The sequence below is a fragment of the Pseudoalteromonas sp. T1lg65 genome (genome assembly GCF_051930985.1).
Lineage (GTDB): Bacteria > Pseudomonadota > Gammaproteobacteria > Enterobacterales > Alteromonadaceae > Pseudoalteromonas.
The window spans coordinates 366,568-389,765 of sequence record NZ_CP196838.1 but is presented as its reverse complement, the minus strand read 5'-3'; the positions used below and the strand labels follow the sequence as shown (position 1 = coordinate 389,765).

The following is a 23,198-nucleotide window of genomic DNA, read 5'->3' as shown; positions in this document are numbered from 1 at the left end:
GATGAGATTACTATTAGTTGAAGATGATACATTGCTTGCGCAAGGATTGATCATTTCGCTGAAAAAAGAAGGGTATGCGGTTGAGCATGCCCCTACTTTGCAAAACGCAACTCAATGGGTGAGGAATAGCCAGTTTGACTTGGTTATTTTGGATTTAGGGTTACCTGACGGTGATGGCATTGAAGTGCTGAAAAAACTTAACAAAAAACAGCATGAAACCGCGGTGTTAATTCTAACTGCGCGAGATAGCCTAGAGGATAAAATTGCCGGACTTGATCTTGGCGCTGATGATTACTTAGCCAAGCCTTTTGAACCAAAAGAGTTGTTCGCAAGGTTGCGTGTAATTGGTAGGCGCTTTACGAATCAGGCTAACAGCAAGTTAAGCTGTAAAAATGTCGAGTTAGATCTTGCCAGTCACCAAGTCTTAGTGGCTAACGATGTAATTATCTTACCTCGCAAAGAGTATATGTTGCTTAAAGCTTTGATGGAAAACCAAGGTCGAGTATTGTCCAAGTCTCAGCTAGAAAATAAATTGTACGATTGGGGAGAAGAGCTTGGTTCGAATGCCATCGAGGTCCATATACATCACCTTCGCAAAAAAATGCCCGATGGTTTTATCAAAACGCTCCGAGGTATAGGGTATGTGGTTGATAAGGCCAATTAAGTGAGTCGGTTTAAGGCTCCTCCAGGACGTTCGATAAATCGCAAGCTGACACTGATTTTGGTATCAGTTTTGGTATTGTCTGCATTTATGGCGTTATTGCGTGGGTATAACAGCAGTATGGAACAGGCTGATTCACAACTTGATGCCCATTTACAATCCATTGCAGCTTTATTGCTAAATGCTCAGTTTCAACGTCAGCAAGTAATTGAATTAACAAATGATAACGACCTTTATTATTTATTATATTATGAGCAGAATTTGGTGCTTGGCAGTAAAGCTTTGGTGCAAGGCTTGCCTGTTTTAACGTTGCAGTCGGGATTTTCGACACAAAATGTCAATGGCATGAGATTAAGAACCTACACTGAGCAAAAAGGCGCCAATCGAGTTGTAGTGGCTGAACCCATTCAAAAGCGTTTTGCTTTGGCAGAAGGGTTAATCATATCAGCCATGACACCATTAATTGTGGTAATGCCGCTGTTGGCTGTGTTTATAGCTTGGATGATTTACAACGCCCTGTTACCACTACGTAAATTGTCAAAAGAACTGCGTCAGCGCAGTGCCAAAGACTTTTCACAGTTAACTACGCATAGCTCAGCTGCAGAAGTTGCTCCGGTTATTGGCACCATCAATGCGTTGTTTGAAAAAGTAGAAGTGGCGTATTTGAAAGAGCGTTATTTTGCCTCTGATGCAGCGCATGAACTAAAAACGCCCATAGCAAGCTTGAAAATTCATTTACATAACTTGGCGAACGATGTATCCCACGGTAGCATCGAAGCGCTTGAGCAAGGGTTGTCAGAACTCAATCATGTGGTTGAGCAAATGCTAACACTCGCTAGAACGGAGCCAGAAGTTTGGCACCAGCAGTTTAGCTTGCAAAATGTGGATGAGCTAACACAAAACTTAGTCGCCCAGATGTACTCAAAAATAGAGAAAAAGCACTTGTCTATCAGCCTAGATGCCGAAGATTTGCAGTTAATGGGGTGTGAGTTCACGCTGACAACGTTGTTTTCAAATTTACTTAGTAACGCCATCAAATACACACCAAAACAAGGAGAAATCCGAATTCGAATTTTGCAACACAAGCGATATATCTTGTGGCAAATCAATGACTCCGGCGTCGGAATGTCTAAGCAGCAAATCGAAAGAGTGTTCGATCGTTTTTATCGAGTCGGTGGAGATAAGCACCCGTCAGGCGAGAAAGGAGCAGGGCTTGGAATGGCAATTGTGAGCCACATTGTAAAAATCTATCAGGCTGAGATCACGCTACAACCTAGTGAATTTGGCGGGCTATGTGTTCAAGTCAAGTTTCCAAGGAGCGATAATGACGAGTAATAAGAGGCTGCTTAGTTACTGGTTAGGAATGCTTGTTGGTGGTTTTTTTACTGCACCCAGTGCTGCGATAGAGAGCATAACGATCGTGTTAAAAGATCACCTATTTCAACCGGACAAAGTGGAAGTGCCTGCAAATACCAAAGTCCGACTGATTATTGAAAACCAAGACACACAAGTCGAAGAATTTGACAGTTTCGATTTAAACCGCGAAAAGGTGTTATTTCCTAATCGTAAAAGTGTCATTTATATAGGTCCTTTAATGCCCGGTGAATATAAGTTTTTTGGTGAATTTTCACCTAGTACTGCACAAGGTATCGTGGTGGTTAAGGAGGAAAAAGGTGCTTCTTAACACGGTTGTCGTCACCATTAATCAGATTTTACCTGTTACGGTGATGTGGGTGCTGTTGATGCAATGCAGTAAAACAACGCTGTCGGTAAAATCTACGGTATTAGCAGCCATGCTCGGATTGATAGGTTGTCTATTCTTTTGGCGAAGCGGCTCACAAATATCGTCAAGCTTCGACTATCGGGGATACGAGTTGTTGCAAATTGGACTGCTCTTAATTCTGTACTGTTTGGTGTTGATCAGTACATGTTATTCCTCGACACGATCCAGCATTTTGGCTCTAGCCATTGCATGTAGTTTGTATGTTACACATTTGGCGAGTTTCTTTATTTCCTATCATAAGGAGCATGGTGGTCAAATCATGTTGATAGCGATGACCTTGGGAATAGGGATCTGTTTGGGGTTTTCTACGCTGCTGTATTTTTGTTTAGATTGGTTTAAAGCGCATCGAGTTTACGGCTTGTTGGTTGTACTAGTGGCCTTACATGCCGCAAGTAAGGTTAGCCAAGCGGTTGATTTAGCAAGCCAGATTGATGTTATTGCGGTTGGTGCTGTGATGCTGGATTTACGTCATATCATTGATGAATATAGTGTTTTTGGTAGGATGTTAAAAGTCCTGATTGGCTATGAAGCTACTCCGAGCAGTTACATGCTACTGGGGTTTATTACCGCTTTTGCGGTGTTTACTAGTTTAGTTTATTGGAGAGCTGCACATGAGTCATAGGCTAACCCTGTTATTGCTCGCTAGTTTTCTGGCGTTTGCTCATGTTGCTAGAGCTGATGGTATGGTGGTGGACAAAGTGTATCATCCTTACGTTTTGCCGCTTGAAAGAGAAATTGAGTGGCGCTTATTATCACGGAAAACTGAACAAGGAAATGTGCTTGGACAACGGCTAGGGTTAGGCTGGAGTATTTCTGAAACAGTCACGATTGAGGGATACGCCATTGGTGAGCGTGATCACCAAGATAATTTTGAGTTAGCAGGATATGAGCTTGAAGCGCGCTGGCAAATGGTAGAGCAAGGGCGATACTGGGCGGATGTCGGCATGCTGTTTGAGCTGGAGAAACAACACAAGAACGCCGCGTACGAGGCGACAGCCGGGTTTTTATTTGAAAAAGAGTTTGGCCGAGCGAGTGTCACACTGAACGCATTTATTGTGCGTGAATGGGGGCAAGATATTCATGACGAATGGGAGTCAGAATTCCGAGCGCAATACCGTTATAGACTATACAGTGTATTTCAGCCTGCAATTGAGCTCTATATGGGGGAAAACTTTGTTGGCATAGGGCCAGCGTTTATAGGACTGCACCGCTTTGATGGACAAAAACAGCTGAAATGGGAAGCTGGATTTATAACCGAAATCAGCCAGTCTGGTAATGATCACAGTTTTAGATTGGCGTTGGAATTTGAGTTCTAATATGACGTTTTCTTTTTTTACAAGTCGGATGAGTTGGACGGTTTGTAGTTGTTATGCACTCAGCCCAGTAAATATAAGCTCTACACAGCGATTAAATAACAAAAATTTGTAATCATATGGTCACAGTGTTGATTAAAAATACATTGACTTAGGGTAACAACCCTATATTATAACCATAGACAGAATTTGGGTCAGTGTTTATAAATCTCCATTACGTTGTTGTATAAGTTTTTGCTTGTAGTAGTACCGTCCTGAAGTTTTATCCACTCAGCAAATTTAGGTCTATGCGCCCACAAGGGCATAGCACGTTAGCAATAGTGGTTATTGTTAGCAAACTTTGTTTTTTTTCAGGATATTAGTATTATGTCTAGCACTCTTACAGGTACCGTTAAGTGGTTTAACGAGTCTAAAGGTTTTGGTTTTATCGCTCAAGAAAATGGCCCTGACGTATTCGCACATTTCAGCGCTATTAAAGGTGACGGTTTCCGTACTCTTGCTGAAGGCGAGCGTGTAGAGTTCACCGTGACTCAAGGCCAGAAAGGTCCTCAAGCAGAGAACATCACAAAGCTATAAGCAACGTTGATGAAGAAAAAAGCAAGCTAAGGCTTGCTTTTTTTGTGTCTAAAATTTGGCATAGACATTATGATTAGTGCTGTTACTATTTTAGGTATCTCATCAATACATTAAGGAAAGATATATGAAAGTTAGCGAGCTCGTAGCTTGGCAGTGGCAAGGATATGCTAAGTATCATCGTAATAAATTTAATCTTATTCTGCATATATTGTTGGTGCCCATTTTTATAATCGGTTTTGGCTTATTGCTTTCGTCAGTTCTATTAGTGAACTTTTGGCTTGCGATTGTGTCTTTGGGCTTGATGGGGGGGTCTATTATTATGCAGGGCGTTGGTCATGGGAAGGAAAGCTTGCCAGCTGAACCTTTCACCGGACCATTAAATGTTGTTTCGCGCATCCTTCTGGAACAACTTTACACATTTCCCAAGTTTGTCATTACAGGTAAGTGGTATAAAGCGTTACGAACAAGTGCGCAGACATCGTCGTAATTGGTATTTACATTAAGGACAGAGAGTGCAGTATTCAGCAATTAATTTTTCAGAAAAGCTTAGTAAGTTTAGTGAGCATTGGTCACCTAAAGTGATTGCACAGATGAACGACTATCAGCTAAAACTAGCTAAATTTCAGGGTGAGTTTGTATGGCATGACCATCCTGATACCGACGAAGTTTTTATTGTTATTGAAGGCTGCTTAGATATCGAATTCCGTGATGGAAAAGTGTCTTTAGCAGAAGGAGAAATGTACGTGGTTCCTAAAGGTGTGGAACACAAGCCTGTGGCGTATCAAGAGTGTAAAGTATTACTAGTCGAACCACGGGGAGTTGTTAACACTGGCGAGGCTGATAGTAGTCTGAAAGCAGAAAACGATGTTTGGATTTAGTTGAACTACAAAAAGTCGAAAACTATTTCATACTGTGAAAGCGAAGCTTAAAGAGTAACCTCGTTAAATCAGAAGGAACAAACGATGCACCTAGATCTTAAACAACTGACTGAAGATGATATTGAGCTGTTTCTCATGCTTTGGCAATTTTATGAGTATCACCAATCACACTTTTCTCTGGAAGATGTTGAAGGCAATGGTAAATTTGATGTCGATGAGTCGTTTTTGGCAGGAATGATTAAAGGCGATCAAGGTTGCAAGGTTTATCTGATAACAGCTGACAAGTGTATCGCAGGGTTTGTGTCAGTTGAACCCACTGAAGTGAATCATGAAGTGCTCCCAGAATTGTCAGATATTTTTATTCTACCCAAATACCGTAAAAAAGGGTTAGCTCGTTATGCGATAGAAGCGTTGATGAGTAAGCACCCTAAGTGGCACGTCTCGGTCTATGAAGATGACAGAGAAGCCCTAGGGTTTTGGGAGCACATGTTTGTTCAATTGAACGTTGAATTAGCGACTACAGTTAAGCCTTTGGCCGTTGAAGGCCTGTATGAGTTTGTCATTACTAACTAATGTGATGACTGCATGATGTAAAAGCCTTTCAGACCGCAACAGTAAATGCACCGAATCGTTTAGAAAAGCCGCTTACTGATGAGTTTAAACTTTACTTATCGAATTAGCATGCGATAAAAGTACAGTAAGCGGTTTTGTAGTCAGGGCAAGCATCTAAATGCCCTGCAATTGGGGACAAGGGTTTTGATTCCGCACCGCCGGCTATTAGATGAGTTCTATTTTGATTAATTTGTTTATTAGGTTTTATTAAGTTTTTAGTGTTAATTTCATCATTATTTTTCTTATCGTTTTTTAAATAAACAAATGGAATGTATTATCATATAAAAATATTTAAAGCTTTATTTATTAATGAGGATTGGTATTAGTAAGGTGCTTATTAATAAGTGGTTTTAAATAGCCTTTTATTTTTTCTCTGTCTTCAAGAGGAAGCCAATTTGTATGAGCATGAATAAACTCTTTGGTTTGGTAGGCAGTTACAATATGTTGGTTTAATTGTTTAATAAAATCTTCACTTTTTGGTGTATTATTACACATCCAGTAGCCAATTATGTACTTCGGTGCTTTTGCAATGTCGTATGCCCTAAACTCGGCTGGCTTTTTGCTGATACGATGATAGATTTCGGCGGGATATCCAAGCAAAAAATCGGCGCGTTTTTTTTCGAACATGTCGTATATGGTATTGTGATATTCTATGGGGCTACGCATCAGTTTATTTTTCGGCTTAACTTGCGCTAATTGTTCATCAAGGAAGACTCCGTAGGATGACGCAGAAGCGAGCACGATTACTGCATCGTCATGTTGCTCAAACAGAGTGTTTAATGAGCGTAATTCTCCATGTTCGTTGAGTAAAGAAGCGGCCAGTGGTCTTGCTGATGCTCGCTGATAAAGCTTTCTGCTTAAATAAATGTTGATAGGTAAACTAAATAGAAATTCCTTTTCTCGGTCTGGGGTTTTTACTTTATTGGTAACACATGACACATTCGTGCCTTCACGCATTTTCTTGACTGCGCGATTGAAGCTAGCGGGCAGAGCAACAAAAGTGTTTTCAGTAAAGGTATCAATTACCAAAAAATTAGTCGCATTTGCTATGGATGTCGGGGCTAATTCACGAGAGTAAACCTTTAAATCAATTTCATCTTCGACGTAAAGGTTTACGGCTGCTGCCTCAAAAACTACCAAAGCCAGACTAATCAGTAACAGCGTAATCTTCAATTTTCTTGCTCGCCAGAAGTTAGCATACGTATTAGTTCATCAAGATAAGCGGTAGTTTGTTTTTTTGCGCTTTCAGGCAGCCAATCTGTGTGTGCATTATAGAAAAGGTCGCTGGCATATATTTTCAGCATTAAGCTGTCAAAAAGTTCCAAAAATTCTCGGCTTTGTTGGTTTTTATTGCACATCCAGTAGCCAAGGGTATAACGGGGAGCATCGGCGACATCATAGACGATGTAATCGGCTTCTTCACTTTGCAACTGCCGATATACTTCAGCTGGATACCCCAGCAGGAAGTTGGCCCGTTTTAGTTTAAACATGCGGTACATATCGTCATACGGATTACTGCCAACAATAGGAACCTTATTTTTTGTCGGGACATCTTTGAACTGTTCATCGAAAAAAGGTCCATAGGACATCGTTGGGGTGAAGACGATGGTTTTGGAGGAGTAGTGCTCAAATAGCGCTGGCAGTGATTTGACCTGACCATTTTGGTCAAGTAGGTTTTCATCTAAAGGTGGCTCTGAGGCATGTTGGTAGAGTCGCCTAGTGATGTAAACGCTAACTGGAAGGCTAAACAAAAACTCAGCCAAGCGTGCTTTTGTCTTTACCCTGTTTGGCACACAAACACTATGGTAGGAGTTTCTCATAGCATTTATAGCCCGTTGATAACTCGCTGGGACTATTTCCACTTTACCCTGAGGGAGTGCGTTCAAAATAAGTAAATTAGTGGTGTTGGCTATATTGGTCGTCGGATTACCCCCCTGATAAATAACGAAGTCTTTTTCATCGTCAATGTACAGCTGTACAGCGGCAATGTTAAACGCGCATAGCAAAAACGAAAAAGCGAGTACTAACTGAACAAAACTAGCCACTAACCGACAACCACAACATCATTCTTTAATCTAATAAGAATAGGTTATAAATTGAACAGTTGGTATGTGGTAACCTTTCTCTTAGGAGAGGTGCGATTAATATTACCTATGCTCTGGTATTTGCCCTAACAGGTTAAGCTTTTCAATCAATGGGTTACTTGTTTTTGTCATAGACAAGATTATGGTAGCTAAGTGGCATGTGACAGAGCGCAATATCATCACTGATCGTAAGAAATATACTTCGTGGTGATACATTTCTTGATTAAACATCGGCTCAAGTCGGTACTGAATGCGCTTAATTGCGTCTTTAGCTTGAAGTTAGCAAAGCGAGATTTTGTTGAGCGACGTCATGGAGCTTCGCTAATTGTCCAGCTAGGATTAATCAGATCTATAAAAGAACAGGAGCTTCAAAAATGAGCGATTACTATCATGGCATTTCTGTTGGAACAGAGCGTCACGGCGATGATATTTATTTTTGTTTAAAACCCACAGGTAAATTGACGCACAAAGACTATGAAGTGATCATCCCGATGATTGAGCGGGCGATTGATACTATCGACAACCCGAACATTCATGCCTTCATTGATGGGACTGAGTTTGTTGGTTGGGAGCCAAGAGCTTTGTGGGATGACTTTAAATTCGGCTTAAAACACGGTAGTGAGTTTAAAAAGATCGCAATTTTTGGTCATAAAGATTGGCAGAAAGTTGCTGCATCTATTGGCAATTGGTTCGTGTCCGGAGAGGTGAAGTTTTTTGAAGATAAAAATGCGGCTTTGCAATGGCTTAAGGTGTAATACAGGGTAGAGATAAGATCACCAGCGGTAGAGGAAAAATCCACTACCGCCTTTTTATTTGCAATAAACCAATCTACTTTCGTTTTACGTATGTTGAAAACTCTACTGATAAAGTAGCGTTAAAAGTGGCTTAAGTGTAACGGAACAGGTTATGCTGTTTATGTTGAATGTGATCCGGTTTTAGGTGATTTTGCCGTTCAACGAAAGTAGGGCTAAGTAAGGATGGTGTAAATGAAAACGATATTAATCACAGGCGCCAATCGAGGAATCGGTTTGGCTTTGACGAAAACCTACTTGCAAGGAGGTTGGCATGTTATAGCAACCTGTCGAGAGCCGCAGTATGCCACAGAGCTCAACGAGCTTATGCCGACATTTCCTGAGTTGCAGGTTTTTGCGCTGAATATGATTAACTATGAGCAGATGGAAGAGCTCAGCGAAAAACTTGCACCGGTTAAATTAGATATAGTGTTAAACAATGCAGGGGTGTACGGCCCCAAAGAGTACGGCTTTGGTGAAGTCGATATTGATGAGTGGCGAGAAGTATTGGAAGTCAATGTGATAGCACCAATGCGTTTAGCTGAGTTGTTTTACACGCACTTGATGCAGGGAGAAGATAAAATTTTTGCCGTTCTGTCTTCGAAACTCGCGAGTAACACACTTAATACTGAGGGGGGCGGTTATATTTATCGTTGCACTAAAGCCGCACTTAATTCTATCGTAAAAAGCCTATCCAATGATTTGCTACCAGAGGGGATCAGAACCGCAGCACTCCACCCAGGCTGGGTAAAAACGGATATGGGGGGACCGGATGCACCGCTTAGCACCGAGGAATCCGCAACGGGTTTGAAAAGTGTTTTAGATCATTTTAGCGACGCGCAAAGTGGTGGCTTTTATGATTATCAAGGAGAAGCAATACCTTGGTAAGTTACAGCTTAGCCTTACTACATGTTTGCAAACCGCTGACATACACATTGTTGATGATTTCGACATGGTTGAAAGTGAAGCGGTGAATGCCCACGAGCTGGTACCCCAAGTGCTGGTAAAAACCGTTCGCTTGGTTTTCAATCCAAGTATATAGCCAAAAGCACTCGCCAAACTGAGCTTTTACTGCTTCCATTAGCTGCTGGCCTATTCCTCGTCCTTTAAAAGCTTGATGCACATAGCACTTTTCTACTTCAAATCCAAAATCTCCGAGTTCACAATCAGAGGCTAAGTTCACCATGACATAGCCGCATAAGTAGTTACCTGAAGTACAAACCAAGATCCGTTTATTTGAGTTACGAATACAGTGTGCGAAGTGCTCTGGTGTGAACTCAGTTAACACGTATTGTGCTATTTCTGGCTTGATCCCATCTTTGGCATAGGTTTCAAGCCAAACTTGAATACTTAGCGCAGCTATCAATTCACAGTCTTTCAAGCTTGCTTCACGAAGGGTAAAAGGTGCCACTAATAATACCTGTCCATAAACTGAGCGTAATGGTAGTACGCCATCTGAGCGTATCTGCGAAAATGAGGCATTGGAAACTTCGGCAGTGGTTTTCGATAAATCGGTAGTTCTGGAGTGCGATGAGACATTAATTGTTGAGCTAGCCGCAAGCTTGCCTGGGCACTAAAGGCAACGCCTGAACCGCAATACCCCAAAATATAGCCGGTGTTGTTTTCGCGATAAACATGAGGAATATCATCTAAAGCGGCAGCGATATAACCACTCCAAAAATAGTTTGTTTCTGCATTAAGATGTGGAAAGCAATCGTGTAGTGCATGTTGTAAATTTGCTTGGTAACAAGGTTCGTTTTGGTGTTTACCAAATACGGCTCCACGTCCGCCAAACAAAATACGATTATCGGGAAGCCGGCGATAATAGTACTTCAACCTGCGTGTATCCATTATCACTTGCTCAGTAGCTAAACCATACTGCATCAGCTGCTCATCAGAAAATGGCTGAGTAACGATGATGCTGCTTAGAATAGGTAAATATCGGCCATGCGTAAGTGGCGAAAAGGCCTTGGGAGCATAGGCGTTCCCAGTATAAGCGACTTTTTCTACCGAAACGGAAAAACCATTGACGAGCAGGTGTTGCGTCTGTCCTGTGTCTTTGTGCTCAGTCACGAGGCTATTTTCAAAAATTTTGACCCCAGCGGCTAATGCCATACGTTTATAACCAAGTAATAACCGCAACGGATGGATCCCAAATGCGTTGTCAAAGCGCAGTGCACCATGAGCTTGATTATTAGCCATGTACTTTTCCGCGAGCTGCTGTTTGTCGAGCAAAGTATGGCCTGAACTGGCCATAGTTTTTGTTAAATAATCCGCCTGATTTTTGAGCAGCGAAAAAGCTTTTTCGTTATGGGCAACTTTTAGGTAGCCTTGTTGTTGAACGTTGCAGTCAATGCTGTGCTCTTGAATGAATGCACTCACGCGCTCCACAGCTTGATGATATTCCTGATAAATCCCTTTGCTGCATTCTAAACCATAGCGCTCACTAAGCTGAGCATAGCCAAGTCGCCCTGAGCTGGGTAGAACAAAGCCTGCATTTCTTGCGCTGGCACCAAAGCCTACTTGGTTGGCTTCAAACAGCACCACTTCTTGGTTAAATTGCGTTGCTAGATAGTACGCCGTTAACAGTCCAGAGAAGCCACCACCAATCACGGCAATATCAGCATGTATATTGCTGTTCACAGGAGGGTGAGACTTGCCTAACTCACATGTAGCTGCCCAATAACTGCTCGCAAAACTTTGCTTTTGACAGTGTTGATGAACTAAGGGATCGTAACTATCCATATTAAAACTCGATAACCATTTCGGCGGCTTGGCAATGGCATTCAGTTCCGCAGATTGTGCACACATAGCCATTATAGAGACAATCATCCAACCATTTGTCATTGTGAACCTTGATTAGCTTGCCACCTGCTTTGGTAAAATATTTAACGGCGGCATTGCCCGGGCTTTGCTTCCACAAGTGCGCTATACCAGCTGTTGCGCCTTGTGCTTTTAGCGCAGCGATTGCATGTTGGAGCAGTTTTGGGCCGATGCCTTTTCCCTGTGCATCAGGCGCAATGGCAATGCATTTAAAATAAGCCATTTCACCTTGTTTAACTGGCCACAAATCAGGAGAACACCACTTGTCGATTAACCACTGCCCGGGTGCATAACTTGTTCTAAATCCGAGTAACTTACCAGTTTCATCTAACGCAACAAAAGACGCATTGATATCGCTTTTCAGTCCTTTTTTGTACATTTCCGATATGCTTTTTTGGTCAAGATAATTATCGCCATGTACCAAATTGGCAAGAGGGATAACTTGATCAAAGTGTTCGGGGGCTAAAGGGATTATCTTCATGGTAGGAACCTGCATTGATGAGCATTATTTTTGCGCTATCACGACAGTCACTCAACAAAATACCGCGTATATTTTCAGTGTGTCGTAACATTTTGAATAAATTAACATAATCAAATTCATAGTGGTAGACACAAGGCTATTTTACGGAACTTTGTGATCCAGAGTTAACAATTTAACGGTTGACAGCGATGTCATTGTGTAATAGTTGTTAACTAGATGTTCCGTATTTGGTTCACTAACAAACATGTAAAGGTCTATTATGAAACTAAACAAAATGACAGTGTTGTGTGCGGGAATTTTGGCGTCATACCAAGTTGCTGCGATGAATCCACAACCCGACCCAGAAAATCCCGGCGGTTACGTCGTTGCTCAAGCGGAAATTGATGCAGCAAGAGACGCGAAAACTGCTGATACCATGTATGCTGCTTGGGCTAAAGCATTAGAAACCACCGACAATGCAATTGTTGAAGCAATTGCGCCTGGACTCGCCGCTAACCCCGAAAACGTGAAACGTGCGGAGCGTGTTTTTGGCCAACAAGAATGGAATTTTTTAACCCAAATGGCAGCACCGGAATATACCTACACACGTTTTCTCAAAGCGATTGGTAAATTTCCTGCGTTCTGTGGTACCTACACGGATGGTCGTGACTCTGATGCGATTTGTAAACGCTCTATCGTGACGGCATTCGCCCACTTTGCACAAGAAACTGGCGGGCACATCTCAAAAGACAATGTTTCTGATAATCCACAAGGATTAGAAGAATGGCAACAAGCTTTGGTGCATGTGCGTGAGATGGGCTGGTCAGAAGGGCAGGCTGGTTACACCACGGGCTGCGGTAGCAACGATTGGCAAAACCGGCGTTGGCCATGCGGTGAAGGAAAAGGATATTTTGGTCGTGGCGCTAAGCAACTTTCATATCATTTCAACTATGGGGCTTTTTCGGAAGTAATGTTCGATGGTGATGCCACTGTGTTGCTTAACAATCCAGGTTTAGTGGCTGACTCATGGCTAAATTTGGCATCGGCGATTTGGTTCTTTTTAACACCGCAAGCGCCAAAACCAGCCATGTTGCATGTTATAGACAGAACTTGGGTACCGTCTCAGCGTGAAATCGATGCTGGTATTGGTTATGGTTTTGGTACGACGATCAATATTATCAACGGTGGGATTGAGTGCGGTGAGCAAAATAAAAACAAAGGTCAACCAGTTAATCGAATTCGTTATTGGGAAGGCTTATCCAGCTACTACAACATTAATATAGAAGCGGATGAAGAGAACACTTGTTGGCAGCAAACACCTTTTGGTAGTTTGAACTTAAACGGTGCGACTGATGTGTTGTATACCAATTGGGAAGGGGATTGGGCATATTATGCGGACCGTCCTGGGGGCTACTCGTTTGAGTGTAAATTAGTTGGTTATCAAACGGCTTATTCTGCACTTGTTCCCGGCGATTATGAAAAGTGTGTAACTAACTTTTATCAATCTCACGCAAGCTGGCCTAATGTGCGCGTAGTCGCGGAGTTGGACATTCCTGATGACGAACCACCCGTCGGGGGCGTTGCGGCATGGGATGCTGGTAAGGTGTATTTAAAAGGTGATGAAGCCAGTTACAACGGTAAAGTCTGGCAAGCTAAGTGGTGGACTAGAGGCGATACTCCGGTTGAAGGTGGTGCTAGCCCTTGGGCATTAAAAAAATAAAGTTTTCTATTTATTAACAATCAAAAAGCCGCGGTGAAGCGGCTTTTTGATTTGACCAAAATAGCAGTTGACCAGTGATTCGGGACGATTTGAGTTATCCGATTTACCCCTTCTTTGTATGGAAGGCGACTAGCCAGCGGTTCTGATAACGTGAAGTCATTTTACTATTGTGGCTTGGTGTGCATAGACGTTCTCTGCATCTCACAGCGTAATAACGATTCATTCAACTTTTCGAGTAAGTCTCATGAGGATAGAGAGCAAAGGTGTATCACTTTATTTGCTGGCAACGCTGTTGCGAGTTAGAATTACACGGTTAATTTCTTAACCTGAGAGTGCCTTGTGCCAATTACACGCCAACTGATCCTTGCTTTGTGCGAGTGTGTCGAGCAAACCTACAATCCAAATCTTCATTCCGATAAACTATTGACTCAATTACTGCAAAGTAACCCCCATTGGGAGCTGGATGAACGCCAATATGTCGTAGTTAACTTTTACCATATGGTGCGTTTTAGAAGGCTTATTGATTACTTGCTTGAACATCACTCGTTTGGTTCCGAAAGCATAGCCAAGTGGGCTGCATGTAGCTTGATAGTAGGTCAGACTTGGCCTGAATGGTTTGATCATAGCGAAATTGATGAACAATCGATGCAGTCATCGATTGCTCGAGCTGAAGCAGACTTAAAGCTTTCTTACCCAAACTGGCTTTATGAGTTATGTGAGCAGCAAATCGGTGAACAATGGCCTGTTATTGCCGCTGCTTTGAACCAACCTGCCGAGCAGTATTTACGGGTTAATACACTAAAAACTACCTTGCCAGAGGTCATTGCATTATTAGCTAAAGACAACATACAGGTTGTAGAAATAGCACTTCCTTCTCATTCAGCGCTTAAGGTGGAATCGAATAGTCACTTGTTTAGATCATCGGCATTCCAGTCTGGCTTTTTTGAGATGCAAGACGCCGGATCACAGCAAATAGTGCCTTTTTTACAGGTTAAACCGGGCCAAAAAGTCGTAGATGCTTGCGCAGGTGCTGGTGGGAAAACACTACATCTTGCTGCGTTGATGGAAAATCGTGGTCGTCTACTGGCGATGGACATCCATGAACATAAACTCGATACCTTAAAACAAAGAGCAAAACGCGCGGGTGTTCATGTTATAGAAACTCGAGCAATTCAGAGTAGCAAAACAGTAAAAAGGCAAAAAGACAAGTTTGATAGGGTGTTATTAGATGTGCCTTGCTCGGGATTGGGCGTGTTGCGTCGTAACCCTGATACCAAATGGCACTTGAATTTAGAAAATATAGACACATTAATAGCCTTACAAACCGAAATTCTGCAACGTTACAGTCAAATGTGTAACGTCGGTGGCAAATTAGTCTATGCGACTTGCTCGATTTTACCAGCCGAGAATGAACATCAGGTTGAACGGTTTTTAGAGAATAATCCAAATTGGGAATTAGAAGAGTCGATGACGCTATTGCCAGGAATTAGCTCTGAATTTGACGGTTTCTATGCGGCAAGATTAGTCAGAAAAAATTAATTAGGAAGTACAATGAATCCAATAATCGCTTTATTGAAAGAGCAACAAATTTCTGATGAGCAAATTCAATCTGTATTTGCTCAGCTTACAGAAAACCCGATGATGGCAATGGCGACGATAAGTCAATTAGGTATTCCACCGGAAAAACTACAGCAATTGATGGGGTTGGTGATGCAGAATCCTAACCTGATCAGAGAAGCGGTTGAAGAGCTTGGCTTAGATTTTTCTAAAGTCGAAGCCGCAAAAGCGAAGTTGGATCAATAAGTATCTTCATAAACCCCGTAGTAACAGTGAAAGAGGAACGTTTATTTTCACTGTTTCATCATATGTAGTAGCTCATATCTGGACAATTGTAAGTTAGAGTCGGCGGGCGACTCTGTGCCAGTAGCAGACATAGGTTAAAAATGCTCCTCTATGTCTGCTTTTGAAAGTAAGCCGTTCGCTGCGCACTAACCCACTCTAACAAACAACTCTAATTACTACTTTTAATTCATAAGATTAAATTTTAAATATAATTAAATTTGACTTTTATCTATCTTCTGTGTGAAAAGTAGACTAATGTAAACTTCCCCAACTAACTTAGTGGGGACTACTTGTACCTCTCCCGATTTGGCGCTTCGGCATGCACAAATTGCCCTCTAAGTAATTTCTACATTAGAGGTGTTATCATGAATAAAAAGTCACTCAAGGTAGAAGTGCCTTTCTCTCAGCAGTCTCCCGTATACAATAACGAGCAAAATCAAGTTAAAGAGCCTCAACTTAACTCTTTCATGGAGCTAGATGTTGTTCCAACTGCGATTATTTATTGTGAAGCTAATTTCACGAAAAGTGATGGTAAAACAGCGAATGGGCTTATAAGACAATCATCTAACTTTAGAATACTCTCCGTCATTGATAGCGAAATGGCTGGTTTAGACTCTGGGTATGTTTTAGATAATAAAAGAAATGGCATCGCGATTTACTCAAGCTTAAATGAAGCATTTCAAATGGCAAATGAACCTGTCAACTTTTTCATTTACGGTTTAGCGCATTCAAATGGTTTGTTATCCACTATAGACCGTCAAGTTATGTTAGAAGCTATTGCATGTGGTATGAATATAGTCAATGGATTGCATCAATACTTAAGCGATGACCCTGAATTCATAGCTGCAAGCAAAAAATATGGTGTTTCACTTTATGACATCAGAAGACCCGTAAATAAAAGCAAACTACAAGTTTTTAGAAATATTCTTAAGGAAGTTCTCTGCCCAAGAGTTGCTATCATGGGAACGGATTGTACAATAGGAAAACGCACCACAGCAGTAACATTAAGTAATGCGCTGACAAGATATGGCTTAAAAGTCGTCTTCATTGCAACAGGTCAAACCGGTATTATTCAAGGTAGCCCATATGGTTTAGTTATGGATTCTATACCTGCTCAATTTTGCCCTGGAGAACTAGAAGCTGTCATCCATCGTGCTTATAAAATTGAACAGCCCGATATCATCATAATTGAAGGTCAAGGCGCTTTAAGTCATCCCGCATTTTCGACCAGTGCAATGATCTTAAGAGGAAGTGCACCTCATGCTGTCATCTTGCAACACGCACCGCATAGGAAAGGGCGGGTCGATTTTAAGGATATGCCAATGCCTAAGCTTTCATCTGAAATAGAGTTGATTGAAAGCTTTGCGAAAACAAAGGTTATCGGCATATGTATTAACCATGAAGCAATGGATGAAATGGATCTCGAAGAATATACATACCGTTACTCTAAAGATTTCTCGGTCCCCGTAACTGATGCATTAAGCCGCTCAAGTATGTTTTTAGTTCAAATGATATTAATAGAGTTTCCTCATCTCAGAATAAAAATACCTACACTACAATGAGTAATCCTCGGCTGCAAATTGACGGTAACAAAATAGCAGAAAATGCAGCGCTGTTAATAAAAATGCTCAAACCTCTAGCAATCGATGTTGTGGCTGTTACTAAAGTATTTATGGGTCACCCAGTTATTGCTCGGCTCTTAATAGATGCAGGTGCAACTATCCTAGCCGATTCAAGAATTGAAAATATTGAAAGAATGCGACGAGCCGGTATTTCAGTGCCCATAATGTTGATAAGACCTCCGATGTTGAGTCAATTAGAACGGGTTTTGCTGAACTGTAATATAAGCCTGAATACAGAGATTTCTACCATACAAGCGCTTTCTGCATCCGCAAAAAAGCTCGGAGTATTCCACCAAGTCATAATCATGGTAGAGCTTGGCGATCTAAGAGAAGGTGTTATGCCACACCATCTTATTGAGATAATCAAAGAAACACGTTCATTATCAAACATCAGTTTACAAGGCATTGGTGCTAATTTGGCATGTAGATATGGTATCGCACCCGACAACCACAATATGAAATATTTGGTCAAATTAGCCTCTGATATAGAAACGCACTTTAAACTTAAGCTAGACATTATTTCAGGCGGAAATTCAGCAAATTTATTGTGGGCGTTTAGTTCAGAAAATATCGAACGTATAAATCAATTACGGTTGGGTGAGTCTATTTATTTTGGAGTAGAAGCGCTCAATAAACGCCGTATTAGCGGCGCACATACTGACACAGTAAAACTCATTGTTGAAGTGATTGAATCTAATCAAAAACCATCCGTTCCTTGGGGCAAGCGTCATAAAAATGCTTTTGGAGAACAAGATGACATTATTGATAGAGGTGACGTTGCCCAAGCAATACTTGCCTTAGGTAGGCAGGATGTTGACCCTCATGGATTAATCTCTCCAGAGGGATTAACAATCATATCGGCTAGCAGTGATCATATTGTAATTGAAAGCAATAACACGCCTTTGGAAATAGGACAGGAAATTGAATTTAAAATTGACTATGTAGGGTTATTGTCCGCAATGACCTCACCGTTCGTAAAAAAGTATTTTACTTAGCAAAACTAAAGCTATTCAACTTGGAGCACTTTTACAATGAAGCAATTATCAACCAATCACAACCCTTGGGGTGGTGGAAATAAATCACCACCAATTCTAAATAAGCTCTTTAAGACGTTTTTCAATTCTATAAACAACACCCCAGATAAAAAACCAGTTACTTTTGTGCTTATTTTATCTATATTTATCGTTTTATTAAGTCTATGGAGTTCAATTTACACCGTACCTAGTGATTCCGTCGCTGTTATCCAACGATTCGGAAGGTTCTCACACATTGAACAGCCAGGTTTGCACTTTAAACTACCTTTAAATATTGATATATCAACCATCGTCGCAGTTAAACGGCAACTCAAACAAGAGTTCGGGTTTTCAACCAGTAATAATGATCAGCGCAATCAACCATCACGACACTCTCTAGGTTTAAAAGAAACACAGATGGTAACAGGTGATTTAAACGCAGCACTTGTTGAATGGGTGGTTCAATATCGTATTGATGCACCAACTAAATTCCTGTTCGAAGTTAGAGAGCCCTCTGAGACATTAAGATATGTCTCCGAATCGGTTATGAGAGAAGTCGTTGGTGATAGAACCGTTGATGAAGTCATCACGATAGGCAGGCAAGAGATAGAATCTGAGGCATTAAGCAAAATGCAGGCTCTTTCAACAAAATATGCAATGGGTATTAGAATTGACCAAGTCCAACTGAAAAATATAAATCCACCACAACCTGTCCAAGCCTCCTTTAACGAAGTAAATCAAGCTCAGCAAGAAAAAGAAAAATTTATCAATGAAGCGCGTCGTGATTATAACAAAGTGATCCCACTAGCTTTGGGTGAAAAAGACCAAAGGATAAGAGAAGCTGATGGTTATAGATTAAAGCGCATAAATGAAGCCAAGGGCGATGCAGCACGCTTTCAGGCGCTCTACATTGAATATCTAAAGGCGCCAGAAGTCACTGTAAAAAGGATATATCTAGAGACAATGGAACAAGTGCTCCCAAATATTCACTCAAAAATTATTCTTAATCACACTGAACATAACGTATTGCCACTATTGCACTTTGGTAATTCAAAACTAGGAGAGCCAAAGTGAATAACCTACTCAGATTTTCAACAATTTTTATAGCCGTGGTTGTGTTTATCTTTGCAAGAAATAGCCTATACACCGTCAGTGAGGTCGAGCAAGTAATTATCACTCAGTTTGGTAAGCCTATTGGTGAACCAATAACCAATGCAGGTCTAAATATAAAAATCCCATTTGTTCAACAGATAAATGTAATGGATAAACGTGTTTTAGAATGGGATGGCAGGCCATCAGATATGCCTACAAAAGATAAACTTTATATTTCAGTAGATTTGTTTGCAAGATGGCGAATTGTTGATCCCTTACAGTATTTTCTTAGATTGAAAGATGAGCACAGTGCCCAGTCTAGGTTAGATGATATTTTAGGAAGTGAAACTCGAAATGCCGTTGCAAAACATGAACTTATTGAAATTATTAGAACCAATAAAGAGCGAATCGCATTAAGGGAAGGATTATTAAGTACCTTTGAAGAAGAGCTAAAAATTGGCACTTTGGTACCAATAAAGAGAGGTCGAAAATTTGTAGAGCAAGAGATATTTGATTCTGCTTCACAGAAAGTGTCAGTATTTGGGATCGAGCTGTTAGATATCCGATTCAAAAGAATTAACTACAATGCTAGCGTTCGTCCAAAGATCTATGAGCGCATGATAAGTGAAAGAAGGCAAATAGCAGAGCGTTTCTTATCAGAGGGTAATGGCGAAGCTGCCAGAATTCGGGGAGATAGAGTCAGAGACCTAAATAAAATTCAATCAGAAGCTTATCAGCAAGTAGAGGAGATCAGAGGAAAAGCTGATGCCTTAGCTGCACAAATTTATGCACAGGCTTACAATCAAGCACCTGAAGCTATCGCCTTTTATGCATTTACCCGCACAATGGCGTCTTACCCGTCCATTATTTCTGAAGATACAACACTTGTTCTTTCATCAAATAATGAGCTTTTTAAATTTCTAGATAAAACGAACTTAAACAACTCTGTGAATACGCCTCAAAATGCGAACCACTAAAGGTAAGCAAATTCAAAGTGAAGAACTACCTAAAGTACATATAGATTGGTTCGTAAAACCTGTTACTCGATTTATAAAAATTGAGACTGCATCAGGTGGCGCCCTTTTGATTGCAACATTTATGGCAGTAATTTTTGCGAATTCTAGTTTTAGCGAGCCATATTTTCAATTTTGGGCAACTCCAGTTGGTTTCAGCTTTGGTGAAATCGAGCTTAAGCGTTCTATACATAAATGGATAAACGATGGTGCCATGACCATATTTTTCTTTTTAGTCGCACTAGAACTAAAAAGAGAACTTATTCTAGGTGAGTTGAGTAGCCCAAAATTGGCTATGCTCTCAATTTCTGCTGCCATTGGTGGCATGGTTGTTCCTGTATTGATTTTTGCGGTACTACAATCTGATACCCCCTCCTTAAATGGTTGGGGTGTGGTTATGTCGACTGATACAGCTTTTGTTTTAGGGTGTTTAGCATTACTTGGTAAAAGCATTCCAAAGGTATTAAGGGTATTTATGCTGTCCCTTGCTGTGGTCGATGATATTGGTGCGATTTTAGCTGTCGCAATTGGTTATAGCAGCACAATTGACTGGATATACATTGGTTTTGCTGTTGTTGGTTTAATCATTGTGAAAGCAATGGCTCATGTGGGCATTAGAAGCTTTTTGATATATTTGGCAATTGGTGGGGTGATATGGTTAGCTATCGATTCGTCAGGCTTTCACCCTACTATTGCAGGCGTAATCCTCGGGCTTATGACTCCAACAGTAAAATGGGTTGATAACGAACGTTTACACAGCATAATAACATTTATTACTTCATACCCTTTATCACAAATGAGTGAAGGTAGTGTTCCATACAAACAAGCTTTAAAAACTGCTGAAGCAGCAGCAAGAGAAGCTCTATCCCCTGTTGAACGGCTAGAGAATATTCTGCACCCATGGGTTGGTTTTGTAATTATGCCGCTTTTTGCATTATCAAATGCTGGAATTATTATAAAAGAAGCTAATACTTTTGATTTTCTAGCAATTACTATATTTATAAGCTTAGTACTTGGTAAACCTCTTGGAATAATTTTATTTAGTTGGTTTGCTGTCAAAACACGTATTGCAGTCTTACCAGAAAGCTTGAATTGGCACATGCTATTTGGTGGAAGTTTACTAGCAGGGATTAGTTTTACTATGGCATTGTTTATAGCCGATTTAGCATTACAAGCAACCTATGTAACAACTGCAAAACTCGCCATAATTATAGCGTCAATCACATCAGCCTTTATTGGCTGCTTGTTTTTAAAGTTTAGGACACGCTTGTGACGAGGGAAACAAGCGATGTTATTTTAACAGTTAGGTTGTCTGGGACAAAATTCTCAGTTCTCTAGAACTGATGAAATTAGTGCTTCTGAGATGAACCTCAAATGAGTAAGTTTTAGCCTTTTACAAGAAAGCTTCAAATCTGAGCACTGAGATTTACCACATTACTTTTATTTCATTAAGAATTTTTTTGAAACTAAATTAAGCGATTTTTTAAAATTTAAATGACTACTTTTTACTTAAAGTAGACCTTTTTAGCATTCACGTTAACTCACAATGGGGCATAAACGAGTTAGTCCGAGCGTCTCTCAATGGCATATATGCGACGGTCATATTCGATTTAATTCTATTATTCGAGTCTGATCGATCAAGGTGAGACTTATTCACATCATAGTTATTTGCGCATACAAGAGCTTAATTTTTTCGTTCGTTTTGTCACAACGTTATTCAATGATCTCATAGTGGCGCGCAACATTAACGGTTACTTTTCCCCAATTTGATGCTTTGACTCTTTTTTGGTGATACTCAAAAGCATGTTTATCTTTAAATTCTTCATAAACATCAAAACGAAGCGGGTTTTCTGAGCTTTCAGTCACGCTGAATGTAATACAGCCCGGCTCCTCTAGAGTAAGCCGTGTATGATTTAGCAACTCACGTTTGACTATTTCAAGGTCGGATACCGGAACTAAAATAAAGCCTTTTAGTGTTACTTTTGACATAAATTTCCTTATTGCGTATACGCAGCTAAATGACAGAGGTGCGGGGATTTTTACTAAGTTAGCAAAAAAGCTCGTTGTATTAGGTCTCACTTTACTTGTGTATCAAACCATCGAACTGAACTTAGTCAGTTGTCATGTTTGGAAAAGTAAAGGAGAGGTACTGTCCCAAATTACGGGGCCAGCTTACTCAATAGGTTGCTTTTAGCTGCTGGCCATTCGCTAGCTATGATAGAGTAAACGACAGTGTCTCGATACGAACCATCTTTCATAATTTGGTGATTTCTCAAAATACCATCTAGCTTGGCTCCCAATCGCTCAATGGCATTTCGAGAAGCATGGTTAAAAAAGTGTGTTCTAAATTCAACAGCAATGGCTTGTGATTGCTCAAAGAGGTTGCTTAATAGCAGTAGCTTGCACTCGGTGTTAATCGGTGTTCGTTTGGCAGAATCAGCATACCAAGTGTATCCAACCATTGCTCGTCTGTTGGCATGGTCAACGTGGTAATAGCGGGTGGTGCCAACCACGTTACCAGTAGACTTTGATCTTACTGCATAAGCGATATTGCCATGTTCCATTTCTGCAATGGCATGGCTGACGTAGCCAGCCATTTCTTCGGTTGAAGGTACGTTAGCAAACCACAATTTCCATGCTTCACCATCTAGTACCGCGTCTTTTAAAGGCTCGATATGGCATTCTTCAAGTGGCTCAAGAACCACGTACGTACCTTCTAATTTTTGTTTTTTGATCAACATGTTAATCTCACTAGATTAGCTTGTTAGGTTGGATTGCCAAATAACCATCGAATAGATGATTCAAGTAGCGCTGCACCATGAATTAAGTTGTGTCCTTCAGAGCCAAATTCAAATTTGTAGTCATAGCCTTTAAGCTTTAGCGCCAATTCCATTTGCTTGTTACCTAAAGCTCAG

At 40.8% G+C, this 23,198-nt stretch carries 27 protein-coding genes; 19 read left to right on the top strand and 8 right to left on the bottom strand.

All coding sequences use genetic code 11. From position 1 onward, the window contains the following. Window position 1: 1 nt before the first annotated feature. From ACSLBF_RS19100 to ACSLBF_RS19060, 9 genes are all read left to right on the top strand, one after another. Window positions 2-664, top strand: a complete 663-nt coding sequence (locus tag ACSLBF_RS19100; RefSeq protein ID WP_440056991.1) for a response regulator — start codon at window positions 2-4, stop codon at window positions 662-664. After that, complete coding sequence (locus ACSLBF_RS19095) at window positions 665-1,996, top strand: ATP-binding protein (RefSeq protein ID WP_440056990.1); 1,332 nt, start codon at window positions 665-667, stop codon at window positions 1,994-1,996. Window positions 1,997-2,024: 28 nt separating this feature from the next. Further along, window positions 2,025-2,345, top strand: coding sequence for a cupredoxin domain-containing protein (locus ACSLBF_RS19090; protein ID WP_440057044.1), 321 nt, complete (start codon window positions 2,025-2,027; stop codon window positions 2,343-2,345). Next, window positions 2,335-3,066 (top strand): hypothetical protein, encoded by a 732-nt coding sequence (locus ACSLBF_RS19085; protein WP_440056989.1) that lies wholly within the window; start codon window positions 2,335-2,337, stop codon window positions 3,064-3,066. The genes ACSLBF_RS19090 and ACSLBF_RS19085 overlap by 11 nt, the downstream gene beginning before the upstream one ends. Further along, window positions 3,056-3,760, top strand: coding sequence for a hypothetical protein (locus ACSLBF_RS19080; RefSeq protein ID WP_440056988.1), 705 nt, complete (start codon window positions 3,056-3,058; stop codon window positions 3,758-3,760). Before ACSLBF_RS19085 ends, ACSLBF_RS19080 begins: the two co-directional genes overlap by 11 nt. A 363-nt stretch (window positions 3,761-4,123) precedes the next feature. After that, window positions 4,124-4,333: a cold-shock protein gene (locus tag ACSLBF_RS19075; RefSeq protein WP_440056987.1), complete on the top strand. Its 210-nt coding sequence runs from the start codon at window positions 4,124-4,126 to the stop codon at window positions 4,331-4,333. Between the two features lie 124 nt (window positions 4,334-4,457). Continuing rightward, window positions 4,458-4,820 carry a terminase gene (locus tag ACSLBF_RS19070; protein ID WP_440056986.1) on the top strand — a complete coding sequence of 121 codons (363 nt, stop codon included), beginning with the start codon at window positions 4,458-4,460 and terminating at the stop codon, window positions 4,818-4,820. 25 nt (window positions 4,821-4,845) lie between these two features. Then, window positions 4,846-5,211, top strand: coding sequence for a cupin domain-containing protein (locus tag ACSLBF_RS19065; protein ID WP_440056985.1), 366 nt, complete (start codon window positions 4,846-4,848; stop codon window positions 5,209-5,211). 84 nt (window positions 5,212-5,295) lie between these two features. Then, window positions 5,296-5,784 (top strand): GNAT family N-acetyltransferase, encoded by a 489-nt coding sequence (locus ACSLBF_RS19060; RefSeq protein WP_440056984.1) that lies wholly within the window; start codon window positions 5,296-5,298, stop codon window positions 5,782-5,784. 345 nt (window positions 5,785-6,129) lie between these two features. Here ACSLBF_RS19060 and ACSLBF_RS19055 read toward each other — a convergent pair whose 3' ends face one another. Then, the gene (locus tag ACSLBF_RS19055; protein ID WP_440056983.1) at window positions 6,130-6,996 is read right to left on the bottom strand and encodes a hypothetical protein; all 867 of its coding nucleotides are present in this window, start codon (window positions 6,994-6,996) and stop codon (window positions 6,130-6,132) included. Beyond that, window positions 6,993-7,868: a hypothetical protein gene (locus ACSLBF_RS19050; protein ID WP_440056982.1), complete on the bottom strand. Its 876-nt coding sequence runs from the start codon at window positions 7,866-7,868 to the stop codon at window positions 6,993-6,995. The genes ACSLBF_RS19055 and ACSLBF_RS19050 overlap by 4 nt, the downstream gene beginning before the upstream one ends. 413 nt (window positions 7,869-8,281) lie before the next feature. Here ACSLBF_RS19050 and ACSLBF_RS19045 point away from each other — a divergent pair, with 413 nt between their 5' ends. Together ACSLBF_RS19045 and ACSLBF_RS19040 are read left to right on the top strand one after the other, a co-directional pair. After that, window positions 8,282-8,662, top strand: a complete 381-nt coding sequence (locus tag ACSLBF_RS19045; protein WP_440056980.1) for an STAS/SEC14 domain-containing protein — start codon at window positions 8,282-8,284, stop codon at window positions 8,660-8,662. A gap of 231 nt (window positions 8,663-8,893) precedes the next feature. Beyond that, window positions 8,894-9,586, top strand: coding sequence for an SDR family oxidoreductase (locus ACSLBF_RS19040; RefSeq protein WP_440056979.1), 693 nt, complete (start codon window positions 8,894-8,896; stop codon window positions 9,584-9,586). Between the two features lies 1 nt (window position 9,587). On the opposite strand, the gene ACSLBF_RS19035 is transcribed toward ACSLBF_RS19040, so the two are convergent. The 3 genes from ACSLBF_RS19035 to ACSLBF_RS19025 are packed head-to-tail and all read right to left on the bottom strand — an operon-like array spanning window position 9,588 to window position 12,002. After that, window positions 9,588-10,109, bottom strand: a complete 522-nt coding sequence (locus ACSLBF_RS19035; protein ID WP_440056978.1) for an N-acetyltransferase family protein — start codon at window positions 10,107-10,109, stop codon at window positions 9,588-9,590. Then, window positions 10,109-11,443: an NAD(P)/FAD-dependent oxidoreductase gene (locus tag ACSLBF_RS19030; protein WP_440057043.1), complete on the bottom strand. Its 1,335-nt coding sequence runs from the start codon at window positions 11,441-11,443 to the stop codon at window positions 10,109-10,111. The genes ACSLBF_RS19035 and ACSLBF_RS19030 overlap by 1 nt, the downstream gene beginning before the upstream one ends. A gap of 1 nt (window position 11,444) precedes the next feature. Then, entirely contained in the window at window positions 11,445-12,002 is a 558-nt protein-coding gene (locus ACSLBF_RS19025; RefSeq protein ID WP_440056977.1) for a GNAT family N-acetyltransferase, read from the bottom strand. Window positions 12,003-12,276: 274 nt separating this feature from the next. Here ACSLBF_RS19025 and ACSLBF_RS19020 point away from each other — a divergent pair, with 274 nt between their 5' ends. The 8 genes from ACSLBF_RS19020 (at window position 12,277) to nhaA (ending at window position 21,556) form a co-directional block, all read left to right on the top strand. Further along, window positions 12,277-13,701 carry a chitinase gene (locus ACSLBF_RS19020; protein ID WP_440057042.1) on the top strand — a complete coding sequence of 475 codons (1,425 nt, stop codon included), beginning with the start codon at window positions 12,277-12,279 and terminating at the stop codon, window positions 13,699-13,701. Between the two features lie 339 nt (window positions 13,702-14,040). After that, window positions 14,041-15,240: an RsmB/NOP family class I SAM-dependent RNA methyltransferase gene (locus tag ACSLBF_RS19015; protein WP_440056976.1), complete on the top strand. Its 1,200-nt coding sequence runs from the start codon at window positions 14,041-14,043 to the stop codon at window positions 15,238-15,240. A 12-nt stretch (window positions 15,241-15,252) separates the two neighbouring features. Next, complete coding sequence (locus tag ACSLBF_RS19010; RefSeq protein WP_440056975.1) at window positions 15,253-15,504, top strand: DUF2999 family protein; 252 nt, start codon at window positions 15,253-15,255, stop codon at window positions 15,502-15,504. Between the two features lie 404 nt (window positions 15,505-15,908). Beyond that, entirely contained in the window at window positions 15,909-17,105 is a 1,197-nt protein-coding gene (locus ACSLBF_RS19005) for a DUF1611 domain-containing protein (RefSeq protein WP_440056974.1), read from the top strand. Further along, a complete protein-coding gene (locus ACSLBF_RS19000; protein ID WP_440056973.1) occupies window positions 17,102-18,160 on the top strand; it encodes an alanine/ornithine racemase family PLP-dependent enzyme in 1,059 nt (352 codons plus the stop codon). Before ACSLBF_RS19005 ends, ACSLBF_RS19000 begins: the two co-directional genes overlap by 4 nt. Window positions 18,161-18,196: 36 nt before the next feature. Next, window positions 18,197-19,252: an FtsH protease activity modulator HflK gene (gene hflK / locus ACSLBF_RS18995; RefSeq protein ID WP_440056972.1), complete on the top strand. Its 1,056-nt coding sequence runs from the start codon at window positions 18,197-18,199 to the stop codon at window positions 19,250-19,252. Continuing rightward, window positions 19,249-20,247, top strand: coding sequence for a protease modulator HflC (gene hflC / locus ACSLBF_RS18990; protein ID WP_440056971.1), 999 nt, complete (start codon window positions 19,249-19,251; stop codon window positions 20,245-20,247). Before hflK ends, hflC begins: the two co-directional genes overlap by 4 nt. Then, entirely contained in the window at window positions 20,234-21,556 is a 1,323-nt protein-coding gene (nhaA, locus tag ACSLBF_RS18985) for a Na+/H+ antiporter NhaA (protein WP_440056970.1), read from the top strand. Before hflC ends, nhaA begins: the two co-directional genes overlap by 14 nt. A gap of 440 nt (window positions 21,557-21,996) precedes the next feature. Here nhaA and ACSLBF_RS18980 read toward each other — a convergent pair whose 3' ends face one another. The 3 genes from ACSLBF_RS18980 to ACSLBF_RS18970 form a co-directional block, all read right to left on the bottom strand. Further along, on the bottom strand, window positions 21,997-22,272 hold the full coding sequence (locus tag ACSLBF_RS18980) for a putative quinol monooxygenase (RefSeq protein ID WP_440056969.1): 276 nt from the start codon (window positions 22,270-22,272) through the stop codon (window positions 21,997-21,999). Window positions 22,273-22,442: 170 nt separating this feature from the next. Further along, window positions 22,443-23,024, bottom strand: a complete 582-nt coding sequence (locus tag ACSLBF_RS18975) for a GNAT family N-acetyltransferase (RefSeq protein WP_440056968.1) — start codon at window positions 23,022-23,024, stop codon at window positions 22,443-22,445. Window positions 23,025-23,047: 23 nt separating this feature from the next. Beyond that, window positions 23,048-23,176 carry a hypothetical protein gene (locus ACSLBF_RS18970; protein ID WP_440056967.1) on the bottom strand — a complete coding sequence of 43 codons (129 nt, stop codon included), beginning with the start codon at window positions 23,174-23,176 and terminating at the stop codon, window positions 23,048-23,050. Between the last annotated feature and the right edge of the window lie 22 nt (window positions 23,177-23,198).